Annotated in this window: 13 protein-coding genes; 10 read left to right on the top strand and 3 right to left on the bottom strand. The window is 65.0% G+C overall.

Annotation, left to right across the window (positions count from 1 at the left end):
* The first annotated feature begins 284 nt into the window (after window positions 1-284).
* The 6 genes from QD208_RS07110 (at window position 285) to QD208_RS07085 (ending at window position 5,873) form a co-directional block, all read left to right on the top strand.
* Window positions 285-1,196 (top strand): DUF3450 domain-containing protein, encoded by a 912-nt coding sequence (locus QD208_RS07110; protein WP_235506905.1) that lies wholly within the window; start codon window positions 285-287, stop codon window positions 1,194-1,196.
* Window positions 1,196-2,647 carry a MotA/TolQ/ExbB proton channel family protein gene (locus QD208_RS07105; RefSeq protein WP_279836352.1) on the top strand — a complete coding sequence of 484 codons (1,452 nt, stop codon included), beginning with the start codon at window positions 1,196-1,198 and terminating at the stop codon, window positions 2,645-2,647. The genes QD208_RS07110 and QD208_RS07105 overlap by 1 nt, the downstream gene beginning before the upstream one ends.
* A complete protein-coding gene (locus QD208_RS07100; protein WP_084589252.1) occupies window positions 2,640-3,263 on the top strand; it encodes a MotA/TolQ/ExbB proton channel family protein in 624 nt (207 codons plus the stop codon). The genes QD208_RS07105 and QD208_RS07100 overlap by 8 nt, the downstream gene beginning before the upstream one ends.
* Window positions 3,256-3,654, top strand: coding sequence for a biopolymer transporter ExbD (locus QD208_RS07095; protein ID WP_043331884.1), 399 nt, complete (start codon window positions 3,256-3,258; stop codon window positions 3,652-3,654). Before QD208_RS07100 ends, QD208_RS07095 begins: the two co-directional genes overlap by 8 nt.
* A 1-nt stretch (window position 3,655) precedes the next feature.
* The gene (locus QD208_RS07090; RefSeq protein ID WP_279836350.1) at window positions 3,656-4,444 is read left to right on the top strand and encodes an energy transducer TonB; all 789 of its coding nucleotides are present in this window, start codon (window positions 3,656-3,658) and stop codon (window positions 4,442-4,444) included.
* 133 nt (window positions 4,445-4,577) lie between these two features.
* Complete coding sequence (locus tag QD208_RS07085; RefSeq protein ID WP_279836349.1) at window positions 4,578-5,873, top strand: hypothetical protein; 1,296 nt, start codon at window positions 4,578-4,580, stop codon at window positions 5,871-5,873.
* A gap of 137 nt (window positions 5,874-6,010) precedes the next feature.
* On the opposite strand, the gene xthA is transcribed toward QD208_RS07085, so the two are convergent.
* Together xthA and QD208_RS07075 are read right to left on the bottom strand one after the other, a co-directional pair.
* Window positions 6,011-6,823, bottom strand: a complete 813-nt coding sequence (gene xthA / locus QD208_RS07080) for an exodeoxyribonuclease III (protein ID WP_279836348.1) — start codon at window positions 6,821-6,823, stop codon at window positions 6,011-6,013.
* Entirely contained in the window at window positions 6,823-7,089 is a 267-nt protein-coding gene (locus tag QD208_RS07075) for a hypothetical protein (protein WP_279836347.1), read from the bottom strand. Before QD208_RS07075 ends, xthA begins: the two co-directional genes overlap by 1 nt.
* 1,003 nt (window positions 7,090-8,092) lie before the next feature.
* On the opposite strand from QD208_RS07075, the gene QD208_RS07070 reads away from it, so the two are divergent.
* The gene (locus QD208_RS07070) at window positions 8,093-9,397 is read left to right on the top strand and encodes a DEAD/DEAH box helicase (protein ID WP_279836346.1); all 1,305 of its coding nucleotides are present in this window, start codon (window positions 8,093-8,095) and stop codon (window positions 9,395-9,397) included.
* Window positions 9,398-9,614: 217 nt separating this feature from the next.
* Window positions 9,615-11,753: an ATP-dependent DNA helicase DinG gene (gene dinG / locus QD208_RS07065; RefSeq protein WP_131431460.1), complete on the top strand. Its 2,139-nt coding sequence runs from the start codon at window positions 9,615-9,617 to the stop codon at window positions 11,751-11,753.
* Between the two features lie 190 nt (window positions 11,754-11,943).
* Here the strand turns inward: dinG and QD208_RS07060 are convergent, their stop codons facing one another.
* Entirely contained in the window at window positions 11,944-13,032 is a 1,089-nt protein-coding gene (locus QD208_RS07060) for a 3-deoxy-7-phosphoheptulonate synthase (RefSeq protein WP_043331875.1), read from the bottom strand.
* Window positions 13,033-13,565: 533 nt separating this feature from the next.
* Here QD208_RS07060 and rpoE point away from each other — a divergent pair.
* Window positions 13,566-14,168, top strand: coding sequence for an RNA polymerase sigma factor RpoE (gene rpoE / locus QD208_RS07055; protein ID WP_279836345.1), 603 nt, complete (start codon window positions 13,566-13,568; stop codon window positions 14,166-14,168).
* A 367-nt stretch (window positions 14,169-14,535) separates the two neighbouring features.
* Window positions 14,536-15,273, top strand: a complete 738-nt coding sequence (locus QD208_RS07050; RefSeq protein WP_279836343.1) for a sigma-E factor negative regulatory protein — start codon at window positions 14,536-14,538, stop codon at window positions 15,271-15,273.
* Window positions 15,274-15,436 lie beyond the last annotated feature (163 nt).

Genomic DNA, 15,436 nt, shown 5'->3' with positions numbered 1-15,436 from the left:
GTGCCCTGGCCAATCAACGCGACCCGCTTTGGCGGGTCGCGTTTTTTTGTGTCTGCGCGCAAGGGTTGGGGCGAGGGCAGGGGAGAGAGCGTCAGGAGAAAAGTGCAACGCTGCATTGCAGGTTTCAGGGCCTGCTGATGGGGCAGAGCGAGGCAAGATCAATTGATAATTGTTCTTGTTTGTAATACCGTCCATGCCAGTGATTTGCATTTCCACTCGGAAGCCACTAGCGGCCTGGCAGGCGACCGAGGATGCAACCAAGCCTAGTTCTTCAGGAGATGTCCGTGCGGCGTTCGACTTCTTTCCCCTTCCCGTGCGTGCGAGCCCTTGGCGGCCTGCTCCCGGCGCTGGTGCTGCTTGCACCGCTGACAGCCACCGCATTGCCGGCGCACGCCGAGACACTGCGTGACAGTGCCGCCACTCATCAGGAAACCCAGCGTGAGCTGCAGGCGCGCATCGACGCCGCCGATGACGAGACGCGTGCGTTGTTGGTGCGCCTGCGTGAAGCGCGTCAGGAAGCCGCGCGTCTGGAAAGCTATACCGCGGAACTGACGCCGCTGAATGCTGACCGAGCGGCGCGTATCGAGCGCCAGCGCACGGCGCTGGAGAATCTCGAGGCCACGCGCGAGTCGCTGCCGGGCCTGCTGCGTCAGCAGGTCGAGGAGCTGGCGGACTTCATCGAGCAGGATCTGCCGTTTCTCAAGGACGAGCGCCTCGCGCGCGTCCAGCGTCTGCGTGACAACCTCTCCAATGCCAGCCTGAGCAATGACGAGCGCCTCGATCAGCTGCTCAACGCCTGGCAGCAGGAGCTGAGCTACGGTCAGGGCTTCGATACCTGGCGTGCTGGGCTGGTCGGTGGGGAAGACACCGAGGTGCAGTATCTGCGAGTCGGCCGCGTCGGCCTCTATTACCTGACGCTGGATGGTCAGCATGGTGGCGCCTGGCAGGCCAGAAATGGCAGCTGGCAGGTACTGGATGACAGCGGCCTGGAAGCGCTGCGCAAGGGCATCAGCATGGCGCGAGATCAGCAGGCACCGTCACTGGTGACCCTGCCGCTGTCGGTGCCGGTCGAGGACGTCGAGCTGGCTCCGAAGGGGCGCTTGTCGCAGTCCGCGCTCGAGAGCGCCGATCAGGCTGCCGCGGCAGTCACCAGCACACGTACCACCACTACCCGTACCGCGCAGGAGTCCAGCTGATGGCGACGAATTCACAAGCGCCATGCGCGTCTCTGTCACGCCTGTTGCTGACGGCCGGCACCCTGGGGCTGCTGACGTTGTCATCTCCCGCCGTGCTGGCGGCGACCGGCAGTGCCGAGCAGTCATTGAGCGTCGAGCAGTTCGAACAGGCCGCCAGTCAGGCCGAAGGCCGCGACCAGGCGCGTCTCGACACCCTCTTGTCGGATCGCGAGGCACTGCAAGCGGCGGTCAGCGAGGCCGAGGCGCGGCGTGACAGCCTGCGCGAGACGCGCGCGACCCTCGAGGCCGAGGCGAAGGAACAACAGGCGACCCTCAGCGGTCTGGACGAAGAGCGTCAGGCCCAGCAGGGCGATCTCGGTCAGGTGTTCGAGGTGGCGCGCAAGCATGCCCGCGAGACGCGTGAAGCCCTGGCGGGCAACTGGCTGCTGGTTGGCGGCCAGGCGCGTCTGCCGGACCTGGGGCCGCGTGATGAGGTGCCGGGCCGCGAGCGTCTCGCCGCCCTGACCGCGGACATCCGCAGCATCGCCACCGAAAGTGGTCGCGCACTGCGCTTCCAGGCACCGCTGGCCGGGCCGGATGGCAGCATCAAGCCGCGTGAGATCGTGCGTGTCGGCGAGCAGATGGCCTTCAGTGGTCGCCACCTGCTGGCGCCGCTGTCGGAAGACAAGGCCGTGGATGGCCCCTCGGCGCTGGACACCCTCGGCCTTGCGGGTACCACGCCGCTGCGCATTCGCAAGCAGCTGGCGGCCTTCGATGCCGGCGACAGTGATCGTCTGAGCTTCGATCCCACCGGTGGCGATGTCACCCAGGCGCTGGCGCGGGCGCCGCGTCTCGGTGAGCGTCTCAAGCAGGGCGGTGCCGTCGGTTATGTCATCGTCGGCCTGGGCGTGCTGGGACTGATCATCGCGCTGATCCAGCTGGTGCGCCTGTCGCTGACCCGCCGGGCGGTCAAGCGTCAGGAAGCCGACCTGAGCCAGCTCAGTGACGACAACCCGCTGGGTCGTGTGCTGCATCGCTTTGAAGGCATGCGCCACGATCACGAGCCGGAAGCGCTTGAAGCCCGTCTCGACGAGGCGTTGCTGGCCGAGCAGCCCAGACTCGAGCGTGGCCAGGCGTTGGTCAAGCTGCTGGCTGCCATCGCGCCGCTGCTGGGTCTGCTGGGTACCGTGACCGGCATGATCGGCACCTTCCAGTCGATCACCGTCTTCGGTACCGGCGACCCCAAATTGATGGCCGGCGGTATCTCCCAGGCGCTGGTGACCACCGTGCTGGGTCTGGTGACCGCCGTGCCGCTGCTGTTCGCCCAGACCGGGCTTTCCAGCCTGTCCAAGGGCCTGATGGGCCGCCTCGAGGGCCGCGCCAGTGCACGTCTGGCCGACCACCTCGAGAAGCGCGCCCCGAGCAAGGCTGCCAGCGCGGCAGCGCGTCAGCGGGATACCGAGCATGCCTGATTCGTTGGCCGCCTCTTCCTTGCTGAGCGGTGGCTTCGCGCCAGTGATGCGGCTGGTGGAAAGCGGTGGCCCGCTGATCGTGGTGATCTGCCTGATCGCCATGGTGCTGTTCGGGCTGGCGCTGGAACGCGGCCTCTACTGGCGGCTCGTGCATCGTCCGGCGCGTCAACAGTTGATTCGCGACTGGGTAGCGCGCAGCGAGCACCACAGCTGGTCGGCGCTCACCCATCGCGAAGTGCTGACCCGTGAGCTGCTGTCACGTCTGCGCGCGCCGCTGCCGTGGCTCAAGCTGCTGGTGCTGATCTGTCCACTGGCAGGCCTGTTGGGCACCGTGACCGGCATGATCCATGTCTTCGATTCGCTGGCGATCGCCGGCACCGGCCAGGCGCGTGCCATGGCCGATGGTGTGGCACGCGCCACGCTGCCGACGCTGGCCGGCATGGCGGTCGCGGTGGTGGGCCTGATGTTCGTCACGCGCTTCGAGCGTGTGGTGCGTCGTGAAGACCAGCGCCTGCACGACCGTCTGGCGCGCGCCGTCGACGATGCACGTTCCGGCATGTCCGCTGCGAACGGCTTTGATTCCTCCTCTGATACAAGCGAGACACCACATGCGTAGACGTCGCATGGAGGCCGCGGAAGACAGCGGCGAGATCAATCTGACGCCGATGCTGGATGTCGTCTTCATCATGCTGATCTTCTTCATCGTCACCACCAGCTTCGTCAAGGAGTCCGGGGTCGAGATCCAGCGTCCGGAAGCCTCCAACGCCACGGCGCGCCCTGACGCGGCGGTCATGGTCGCCATCACCGCCGAGGGCGCGGTGTGGGTCGACGGCAAGCCGGTGGATGCCCATCGCGTCGGCGACGCCGTGGCCGATCTTGCCGATGGTCAGCCGGTGGTGATCCAGGCCGACAGCCGCTCACAGACCGGTCTGCTGGTCGAGACGATGGATGCGCTGCGCAACGCGGGTGTGCAGGACATCGCGGTCGCCGCCTCGAAGGGCGAATGACATGACGCGACGCCTGTATGCCAATCGACTCGTCGGGCTTGTCGGTGGTGCCTTGCTGGCGCTGGTGCTGTTCTATGCGCTGGCCTTGCTGGTCGCGCCGCCGGTGAACGACACGCCGCCACCGGAGCCGCTGTCGGTCTCCACCGTTCAGGCGCCTGAAGAGGCACCGGCGCCCGCGCCGGCGGCGAGTGAAAGTCTGCCCACGCCGCCGGCCGAGCCACCGCCGCCACCCAAGGCAGCGCCGATGCCGGCACCCAAGGCGACAAGCCCGGTGGCGATTCCCGAGGTCAAGACACCATTGCCGCCGACGCCAGAGCTGACCATGGATGACAGCCTGCCGCCGCTGGAAGTCGAGCGTCCGCCCAAACCGACCCCGAAGCCGACGCCGAAACCGGCACCCAAGGCCAAGCCGGAGCCCAAGGCGGTCGCCAGGCAGGCCGAGGCCGCTTCATCGGCGCAGTCGGCGTCTGATGCGTCGTCACAGGCCGCGGCGAAGCCGTCAAAGCCCAAGGCGGCCCCGGCGGCGCAGGGTGGTTCACCGCGGCCCACCGTGCGCACCGCTCCCGAATATCCGAGTCGCGCGCGTCGCCGCGGCATCGAGGGCTTCGTCGAGGTGGCCTTCGTGATTCGTCCGGACGGCAATGTCGATGGCGGCTCGCTGCGGGTGGTGCGTGCCGAGCCGTCGGGCGTATTTGACCGGGCGGCGATGAAGGCGATCGCGCGCTGGGAATTCCCGGCCGCGGGCAATGCGCGCCAGGCGCGCCAGCGGCTCGAGTTCCAGTTGCGTTGAGGCAACCCGTGACTCCATGGCGCGGGCTTTCATCGGCTGTCTGATGTGTGTCATATGTCGTCATCTCTGATGCCGTGGACTTGTCGGCAATGCGCCGGGTCATGGCAGCGGATGAACGCAAGAGGAAAGACTCATGGTAGCGAAATCCACACCGCCGCAGGACGCCGACAGCACTGAGCGATCGCGAGGCCTGATGGCGCGGGCGCGCCAGCTGCTGACACGCGGCGGGCGCCGACTCACCCGCGTGACGCTGGTCTCGACCTGCCTGATGCTGATGATGGAAGTCGGTGGCATCAGCGCGGCCCATGCGGCGACGCGCGTCTCCGCCGAAGTGGCGGGGCAGTTGCGCACGCTGCAGTCACGGCTGGATGAAGGCGATTATGACGCGGTCGGGGAGCGCGCCGAGCGTGAGGCCAAGCGCCAGCGCGGCGAGGTGCGTGCGCTGTATCTGTCATTGGCGGCCAGTGCGCGTGCGCGCCAGGGCGATCAGGCCCAGGCGGCACGTCTGTATGCCGAGGCGCGTCGCCTGCCGGGCGTCAATGCCTCCCAGGCTCGCGAGTGGCTGCGTCGTGAAGCGATGCTGCGCCTGCGCGCTGGGGAGCGCGACAGTGGTATCGCCCGTCTGGCGGAATATCTGCACGGCGGCTCGGCGAGTGCCGATGACCTGTGGCTGGCGGTCAGTCTGGAAGCCAATCGAGGTGACTGGGCGCGCGCCGAGGACTGGTTGGAGCGTGCCAGCAAGGCGAGTGCGCCGAGCGGCGATCGCCTGAAGCTGGCCGTCAGCGTCTATCAGCAGACCGGCCGCCATGGCGCGGCGGTGGCGCTGGTCGAGCAGGGGCTGGGCGAGTCACGCGACCCGCAGGACTGGCAGCGTGCCGTGGCGCTCTATCAGCGCCTCAACCAGAACACCCGCGCCGCCAGTACCTGGGAAGCGGCGTGGGCGGCGGGGATCGTCAGCGGCAGTGATGCCTACCAGCAGCGAGTCGACCTGCAGCTGGCGGCCGGTGCGCCGGCGCGGGCGGCGGAGCTGATCGAGGCGGGGCTTTCGAAATCCGCGACACCCGAGGGGCAGCCGCTGCTTGAAGACACCCCGGCGCTGCGTCGCCAGCTGGCGCAGGCCTGGACGGCGGCGCGCGATGTCGAGCGTGCGCTCAAGGCGTGGGCAGTCGTCTCGCAGCAGAGCCAGTCACTCGAGGATGCCCGGCAGTATGCCGAGCTTGCCTATGACTGGGGGCGCTGGGAAACGGCGCAGCAGGCGCTGGCCGCGGCCGGTGAGCGTGGCGACGACTCGGCGCGTCATTGGCTGCTCTCCGGCGTGGTCGCCAGTCAGCTGGAGCAGTTCGACCCTGCGCGTGAAGCTTTCAAGAAGGCTCAGGCGCGTGGCGCCGAAGGGGCCGATGCCTGGTTGAAATCCGTCGCGCAGCGCTGATGACGTAAGAATCTGACGATCCAGCGCTGTCTGAGCATTACTGCAACGAAAACGCCGCCTTTCCTGATCGTCCTGAGACGGGAAAGGCGGCGTTTGCGTGTCTGGCGATCGTGTTCGCGCTGGCGCTGCTCAGCGTATCAGCCGATATCGGTCCACACCGGGGCGTGATCCGACGGCTTTTCCATGCCGCGCAGTGCGAAGTCGACACCGGAATCCTTGATCAGCGGAGTCAGGCCGGGGCTGGTCATGATCAGGTCGATGCGCAGGCCGCGCCTGGGCTCACGTTCGAAGCCGCGTGAGCGGTAGTCGAACCAGCTGAACGTGTCATCGACTTCCGGGTGCACGTGGCGGAAGCTGTCGGTCAGGCCCCAGGCGTAGAGGCGTTCCATCCACTCGCGCTCGATGGGCTGGAAGCTGGTCTTGCCTTCGCGCAGCCAGCGCTTGCGGTTGGGCTCGCCGATGCCGATGTCGCGATCGGTGGCCGAGATGTTGTAGTCGCCCATCACCACCACATGCTGCTCGGGCTGGTGGTCTTCTTCCAGCAGGCGGAACAGCTGCTGATAGAAGCGCGTCTTGTAGGGGAACTTCACCGGGTGCTCGATATTCTCGCCCTGGGGGAAGTAGCCGTTGTAGACGATCAGCGGCTCGCCGTTCGGGCCGTCGATCTCGACGCCGATCATGCGCTTCTGGGCATCCTCGTCGTCATCCGGCATGCCGTAGTGCACCTTCTTCGGCACCTGACGGGTCAGCATCGCGACGCCGTAGTGGCCCTTCTGGCCGTGCCACACCACGTGATAGCCCAGCGCCTCGATATGCGCGTGGGGGAATTCACTGTCCTGCACCTTGGTTTCCTGCAGGCCAATGACTTCCGGCTGATGCGTCTCGATCAGCGCTTCCAGCTGATGCGGACGCGCACGGATGCCGTTGATGTTGAAGGAAATCAGGCGCATCACGCTTCGCCTCCACCATCATCCTTGGAGGAGCTGTCTTCCTTTGCCGGCGCTTCAGGGTGCAGCGGCAACAGCGGCGCGGCGTTCATGCGCTCCAGCTTGGCGGCAGCCTGGGACTTGCGCTGGTCCTTCTTCTTGGCCACGTAACGCGGGCCGGAATGCACCTGGTCCGGGTTCTCGGCGCGCCACTTCTTGAAGTCCTTGCGGCGGCCGGTACGAATCTGCACCTTGTCGGCGATGGAGCGGCTCTTCTTTCTACGTGTCATCTTCGGGCTTTCCTGTTCGGTGTCGGCAGTCGCCAGCCTTGAGTCGCACGGCAAGGCCGCGGCACGCGGGCAACCGCATCAGTTGTCGGGCATTCTACCAGCCTGCATGGGGCGGGTGCCATGAGGGGCGTCGTGGTGAGAAGCATCGCGTGTCGTGTACGCGAGAATGTCTCGCGCCGAGTGCGTCATGATGCAGGGGCGCGAAGACGCCGGCGGGCTGGTACAATATGTCGGCGTTATCGTCGCTGCCCGCAGGTGAGGTGCGTGACTGGCCGCTTGAATCGGCGCCTTGTGTCTCATGCACGATGGCGGGTCGCCTGCCCCTCGGGGCGCGCTTCCCCTCACGCATGTCAGAGACAACGGCTTGCCGGACGCGCCAGTCTTGCTGCCATTGCCCGTGCCAGCGACATGCAATATGCAATGTATGAGTGTTACCTGAATGACCCTGGCAGGTACGCCGCCCCGGCCCAGACAGATAGACAGACGGGCGGCGGCGAACTGTCCCGTGGCGTGGCCAAGGTTGCCCGGCAGCCTGATGCCCGCTCGATGAAGAAGCCCTTTCGACCGACACGCAGTATCGGCCGTCCTTGTGGCGACCCATGAGCCTGTCCGTTGCGTGAGCCCGGCGATGACATGACCGGTGCCACGTGAGCAGACCCTCATGGCAGACGTCCGCTCCAGTCCCTTGCCGAACATTCGGGCAGGGGAGCGCTGGATGCGTGAATCCGTCAAGAACAGGTGAGAGCATTCGTGCCCTTCTGCACCCGAGGCCTGCGTGGCCCCGGAGACGCACACCCAGGGGGTGTTGCCGCAGAAGGGCAGGGAATGGCTCCCAATCCGGTAAAGGCGCATGCAGCCCGAGACTACCGCGCATCAGGCGCGAGTCAGGCGAACCAGGTGAGACGACTGGGCATGACGAACCAACCGGGTGTGGCCTGTCACGGCGAGATTCCGAGAACGACCCGCGCCTGTCGCATATGAACCCTTGAAAAGAACGGATTACATGAGCGAGACGGATCAGACCCAGCCAGCCGCTGAGCAGACTCAGCAAGAGCCGCAGGACCCGAACCAGAAGCCGAGAAAGCCCAAGCGTCGTCGTCGCAAGCCGCGTCGCTCCCAGTCCAAGTGGAACCTCGATCAGTTCCCGGTCGCGCCGGTCGCCGGTCAGTGGCGCTTCCATGATTTCGATCTGCCGCTGCCGCTGATGCGTGCCATCCAGAAGGCCGGCTTCGAATACTGCACCCCGATCCAGGCCCAGGCCTTCGAGAAGGCGCTGCTGGGTGGTGACGTGGTCGGTCGTGCCCAGACCGGCAGCGGCAAGACCGCCGCCTTCCTGATCGCCACCCTGGCCTACTTCCTGGAAGAGAAGGCGCCGGAAGGCCAGAAGCCGGGCGCGCCGCGTGCCGTCATCATCGCGCCGACCCGTGAGCTTGCGCTGCAGATCGAGAAGGACGCCAAGGCGTTCTCCGAATTCGCGCGCATCTCGGTGGCCTGCGTGGTGGGTGGCATGGACTACCAGAAGCAGCGTGAACGCCTCGAGCGCAAGGTCGATCTGCTGGTCGCCACGCCAGGCCGTCTGCTTGATTTCCACACCAAGCGCGATGTCGATCTCTCCGAGACCGAGGTGCTGGTGGTCGACGAAGCGGACCGCATGCTGTCGATGGGCTTCATCCCCGACGTCAAGCGCATCATCCGCGCCACGCCGCGTCCCGAAGAGCGCCAGACGCTGCTGTTCTCCGCCGAGCTGTCTTCCGACGTGCTGGGGCTGGCCGAGCAGTGGACGCATGAGGCGACTCAGGTCGCGGTCGAGCACGAAGCGACGGCTGCCATCGCGGCGGACAACGACGCCGTGCAGACCTACACCGTGAGCGATGATGACAAGCTGCGTCTGTTGATCAATCTGGTGAAGCAGGGCGAGATGGAGCGCTCCGTGGTCTTCGGCAACAGCCGTGGGCTGGTGCGCAAGATCAACGCCGCGCTCAAGGAAGCCGGTATCGAGTCGGCGGTGATGTCCGGCGCCGAGACCCAGACCGAGCGCCTGGAAGCCCATGAGGCCTTCCGCAACGGCAAGCTCAAGGTGCTGGTGGTCAGCGATGTCGCCGGGCGTGGCTTCGCACTCGAAGACGCGACCCATGCGATCAACTTCACGCTGCCGGAAGTGCCGGAAGACTACGTCCACCGTGCAAGCTTCAGCGATGTGACCTTGATCAGCTTCGTCGGTGAGGAAGATGTCTTCTCACTGCCGGAAATCGAAGACTACCTGCAGGAAACGCTGCCGCGTCAGCAGCCGCCCCAGGGCCTGCTGTAACGTCTGCTTGCCTCCGACCGGCCACAAAAAGGTGGCCGGCCGCGCAGGGCAGTCGAGGTAGATGGCAGTAGCACGCAAAGACGGCGGACAGCTCAGGCTGTTCGCCGTCTTGCGCTCCATGACTCGCAGGTTTGACGACAAGCAGCCAGTCGCCAGTTGTTGTCGACCGGATGTCGTGGGTCAGGGGTGGATGGCCAGTTGAGGAGAGAGACACGCAATGCTGGAAGATAGCCTCAAGGGCGAGATTCAGGGCGCCTATCGCAAGTTGCTCGAGGGTCTTGAGCTGACGCCGCGCTACGGGCAGCGGCTGATGATCGCCGAGATCGCGCGCACCCTGGGCAACATCGAGCAGAATCCGGAAGGCTATCGCCTCGGCAACGAGCATGTCTGCGTGCTGGAGGCCGGTACCGGTACCGGCAAGACGCTGGCCTATCTGCTCTCCGCACTGCCGGTGGCCAAGGCGCGCGGCAAGCGGCTGGTGGTCTCGACCGCGACCATCGCGCTGCAGGAGCAGGTCATGCATCAGGACCTGCCGGCGCTCAAGAAGCATTCGGGGCTGACCTTCGACTACGCCCTGGCCAAGGGCCGTCGCCGTTACCTGTGCGTGCAGAAGCTGGATCAGGCGCTGGAAGGTGTCGAGGACAATCCGACCATGGCGCTGTTCGAGCGCGACATGATCGCCAGCGACGGCGGCAGCTTCGTGGAACTGGCCGGCAAGATGGCCGAGGACTATGCCAGCGGCGAGTGGGCAGGGGACCGCGACAGCTGGCCGCTGCAGGTCGAGGACCGCGACTGGGCGCGTCTGACCACGGATCACCGTCAGTGCACCAATCGCCGCTGCAGCCACTTCTCGGCGTGTGCCTTCTTCCGTGCCCGTCGTCAGCTGGAGCAGGCCGATATCATCGTCGCCAACCATGACCTGGTGCTGGCAGACCTCTCGCTGGGCGGCGGACTGGTGCTGCCATCGCCCAGTGACTGCATCTACGTCTTCGACGAGGCGCACCATCTGCCCGACAAGGCGCTGGATCACTTCCACCACCGCACGCCGATCAATCAGACGCTGCGCTGGCTGGGCAATCTCAAGAAGTCGCTCACCGAGCTGAATGCGGCGCTGGGCAGTCAGCCGACCATCGGGCGTCTGCTGGCGCGCATGCCCGAGTTGCTGGCGGATATCGAGCCGCGTCTGGGCGAGGTGTTCGGGCTGGGGCATCAGCTGGCGGATCTGCCCAATGGGGCCGGCGAGGACGTCACCAATCATCGCTTCGAGCGCGGTCAGGCACCGGAGGCGCTCAAGGAGCTGGGCCACAACCTGCTCAAGGGCTTCGCGGAGCTGTCGCGGGCGCTGGAGCAGATCGCCGACATCCTGCGTGAGAGCCTGGACCCGGAGAAGGCCACCGGCCTGCCCAAGGAGAATGCCGAGGACTGGCTGCCGCTGGTGGCCCTGCTGCACGGGCGTGCGCTGGAAGCCCATGCGTTGTGGGAGGCCATCGGCCTGAGCGACCCTGCCGATGGGCCGCCGCATGCACGCTGGCTGACCTTCGAGCGCTTCAATGGCGAGCCGGAGATGACCGTTTCGGCAAGCCCGGTGTCCGCTGCAGAAACGCTGGCACGCCATCTGTGGGGCGCCTGTTTCGGTGCGGTGCTGACGTCGGCGACCCTGACCGCGCTCAATCGCTTCGAGCGCCTGCAGGAGCGCGCAGGCCTGGCCAATCGCTATCGCTATCAGCGTCTGCCCAGCCCGTTCGATTATGGCAAGGCGGTGCTGGCCATCCCGCGCGAGGCGGTGGAGCCGTCGCCGCCCGGCCCGCATGAGCAGGCGATCGTCGACTTCGTCAATGCGCTGGATGTGCGCGAGGCGGTGCTGGTGCTGTTCAGCTCGCGTAAGCAGCTGGCGGCGGTCAACAAGGCGCTGGACAGCGAGACCCGCAAGCGGGTGCTGGCGCAGAGTCGTCTGCCCAAGCATGAGCTGCTCAGTCAGCATCGCAAGGCGGTGGATGGCGGGCGCGGCAGCATCATCTTCGGGCTGGCGAGCTTCGCCGAGGGCATCGATTTGCCCGGCAAGTATCTGACCCACGTGGTGATCACGCGGCTGCCGTTCGCGGTGCCGGATGATCCGGTCGGTGCGACGCTGGCGGAGTGGATCGAGTCGCGGGGCGGCAACCCGTTCATGCGCATCGCGGTGCCGGATGTCTCGATCAAGCTGGTGCAGGCCTGTGGGCGCCTGATTCGCAAGGAAGCCGATGAAGGGCGTATCACGATTCTGGATCGACGCATCCTGACCAAGCGTTACGGTCAGCAGTTGATCGAGGCCTTGCCGCCCTTCGTGCGCGAGATCGATGGCGTGCGCCAGAACTGATGGGTCAGACGTGATGGGTCAGAACTGATGGTCCAGGGCTGATCGGTCAGGGCTGATCGGTCAAAGCTGGCCCGTCAGCTGTCGACCCAGCGGCCACAAAAAAGCCCCGCCAATCGGCGGGGCTTTTTCATTCATCCAATGCTGTCGGTCTGAAATCAGTGGCCTAAGGCTTCTGGCTCAGGCTTCTGGCTCAGGCTTCGGCAGGCTGCTCGAGGCGGGCGCGCAGCGCGTCCTTGAGCTTGGCGTCCATGGTCTTGAAGGTGTCTTCGGTGGTGGCCCAGTCGATGCAGGCATCGGTGATGGAGACGCCGTATTCCATCTTGCTGCGGTCGGCATTGATCTTCTGCGCGCCCCAGTTGATGTGCGACTCGACCATCAGACCCATGATGGAGCGATTGCCCTCGAGAATCTGCTGGGTGACGTTCTCCAGCACCAGCGGCTGCAGGCCCGGGTCCTTGTTGGAGTTGGCGTGGGAGCAGTCGACCATCAGGTTGGCGGTGACGCCGGCCTTGGCCAGCTCCTGCTCGGCCAGCGCGACGCTGACGCTGTCATAGTTCGGCTTGCCGTTGCCGCCGCGCAGCACGACATGGCCGTAGGCGTTGCCACGCGTGCGGATGATCGCGACCTGACCGGCCTGGTTGATGCCCAGGAAGTTGTGGCCGTGGGACACGGATTGCAGGGCGTTGACGGCGACATCCAGCGAGCCGTCGGTGCCGTTCTTGAAGCCGACCGGGCACGACAGGCCGGAGGCCATCTCGCGGTGGGTCTGGGATTCGGTGGTACGGGCGCCGATGGCGGACCAGCTGATGCAGTCCTGCAGGTACTGCGGGGAGATCGGGTCGAGGGCTTCGGTGGCCAGCGGCAGGCCCATCTCGGCCAGTTCGACCAGCAGGCCGCGCGCGATGTGCAGGCCTTCCTCGATCTCGAAGGTGTCATTGAGGTGCGGGTCGTTGATCAGGCCTTTCCAGCCGACGGTGGTACGCGGCTTCTCGAAGTAGACGCGCATCACGATGTAGAGGCTGTCCTTCACTTCCTCGGCCAGCACCTTCAGGCGGCGCGCGTAGTCGCGGGCGGCGTCCAGGTCATGGATGGAGCAGGGGCCGACCACGACCAGCAGGCGCGGGTCTTCACCGTCCAGAATGCGCTGGATGGTGCGACGGCCTTCGATGACGGTCTCTTCGGCCTTGGCGGTCAGCGGGATGTCCTGCTTGAGCGCTTCGGGGGTGATCAGCACGTCCTGTGACAGGACGTTGAGGTTGTTGACGTGTTGTTCTGACATGACAGTGTCCTGAGCGGTGTGCGGTCTGCATGGCTGCTAGCAGAGTCAGACGGGCGTCTTCGCGCCCGCCATCCGTGTTGTGCGTACTGAATGATGTCCATGGTATCTGCTGCATGCCGGCTTGTCAGCGCCCTTGGGTCAAATTTAATCAACTGTCAAGCTGGCTGGCGCTGACTTGAGGCTCGTGTGACTCAAGATAAGCGTAAATCGTAAAGAAATCGTTACGCTTTGACGTGTCAGCGTCGCCAAACGCTGTCATGGCGGGAGTGAACACGCAAAACCTGAGGCTTTGACGGCATGGCGTCTTGCCGTACAAATGATAAACAGGAACACTGTGCGTTGATTTTGGTCGCGTCAGCGGGCCGTCGGGCGCTTTTTCGCCCCGCGCCAGGCATCGCATCCATCACAACGAATATCAAAGGGGCCGGATAACGCATGCGCGAGTCGCAATTCCTGTCAGGTGCTGATGCCCCGGGGATTCCTGATGTGGAGTCCGCAAGCGGTGCCTCCACTCCCGCGGAGGGAGCGAGTGAATGAGTGTCAATGAAACGGACCAGCAGTTGGTCGAGCGCGCCCAGAAAGGGGATAACCGCGCCTTCGATCTGCTGGTCAGGAAATATCAGCACAAGATTCTCGGCCTGATCAGCCGTTACGTACACGATCATTCAGAAGTGCAGGATGTCGCCCAGGAAGCCTTCATCAAGGCCTATCGTGCGTTGCCCAACTTCCGGGCCGAGAGCGCCTTCTATACCTGGATGTACCGGATCGCCATCAATACGGCCAAGAATCATCTGGTCTCGCGGGGCCGTCGTCCGCCGGGCACCGACATGGATATCGGCGATGCCGAGGTGGTCGATCAATCCGGTCGCCTGTCGGACATCGAGACGCCGGAAGCCGCCATGGCGCGCGATGAGCTGGAGAAGGTCGTCTTCGAGGCCATCGAGAAGCTACCTGAAGATCTGCGCACCGCCATCACGCTGCGCGAGTTCGATGGCCTGTCCTATGAGGATATCGCCGAGGTGATGCAGTGCCCGGTGGGCACGGTGCGTTCGCGTATCTTCCGCGCACGTGAAGCGGTCGACAAGGCGATCCAGGGACTGATCAGTCCCGCCGCGGCGGTGTCTGCCGTCGAGTGACGTCGCTGTTCTGCGTCGCCCCTGTGAGAGAAGAGCCACAAAAATTTTGTTGGTTAAATTCAATCAACTCAGTGGCTTGGCGAAATCTTGCAGCTAAAGTGAATGTTTTCTGAACGAATGGCGGAACAATCCGTGCGGCGCGTGTTCTTACTGTTCAGTAGTCATGTAGCTCAGCGACTGCGTGCATGAGCGCTGGAAAGTTGAGTGGTGAGGGGCAGGGCACGAAAGCCCCTCTTCCACGGCGCAGTAACGCTGTTTGCCGTTGGCCCGCTCGGGCCATCAGCCGCCATGGTGAATGACGCCATTTGTTGCCAGGAGTGCAGATTGAAGTCGTCGTTCAATCTGACGAGTGTGAGGGTATTTACGCATGAATCTGAAGACCACCGAATCCGTGAAGGAGTCGCTGTCCGCGCTGATGGATGCGGAGGGTGACGAGCTGGATCTGCGTCGTGTCCTCAAGGGGCTCGATGAGTCTCCTGAGGCTGCAGACACCTGGCGCCGCTATCACCTGGCGCGCAGTGCCATGCATCGTGAGCGTGAAAGCACCTTCACTCTGGATATCGCGTCGGCGGTCAGCGCCGAGGTCGAGCTGATCTCCCGCGAGGCTCCCGCGAGTGCACCGCCCGTGGCCGAGCGTCGCAGCCTGTTCTCCTTTGCCGGTTCCGCGGCCATCGCAGCCGGCGTCGCGGTGATGGTGATCACCGGTGTGCAGGTCTTCAATGGCGGTGACAATGCGGTGCCCGGCGGCGTGAACAGCGGTGCAGAGCTTGCCAGCGGTTCTTCCGTCAACCAGGGCGGTTCAGCCCTCCAGGGCGGCACAGTGCGTCAGGTCAGCCAGCCGTCGGTGAACGCCGAGGCGTCTCAGTGGGTACAGCCCGGCGCCAACAGCGGCTTGATGCAGGTCGGCGTGACGCCCTCAAGCTCACGCCCGATGTTCATGGCGCCGCAGAGTGGCAGCTATGATTCCGGCATGTCGTCCAGCAATGTCGCCGCGGCGGATCTCGCCCAGCGGCGTCTGCTCGAGGCCTACCTGAGCCAGCATTCCTCGCGTGGCCCGGTGCCGGAGCGCAGCGAGTGGATCAGCCTGCAGGATGTTGCCCAGTAACATTCGCTGGATGACTGGCTTGCGCTGGTGTCATTGCCAAGGCAGATGAAAGCAGCATGGACAGACAAGAAAAAGGGGCAGCCATTGGCTGCCCCTTTTTCTTGTCTGTGTCCCGTCCTGAATATAGTTGACACGTTCTGACCTATCTTTAGGGAGAGCGTGA

The organism is Cobetia sp. 29-18-1 (assembly GCF_029846405.1).
GTDB classification, from domain to species: domain Bacteria; phylum Pseudomonadota; class Gammaproteobacteria; order Pseudomonadales; family Halomonadaceae; genus Cobetia; species Cobetia amphilecti.
This window is presented reverse-complemented; position numbering and strand designations above follow the sequence as displayed.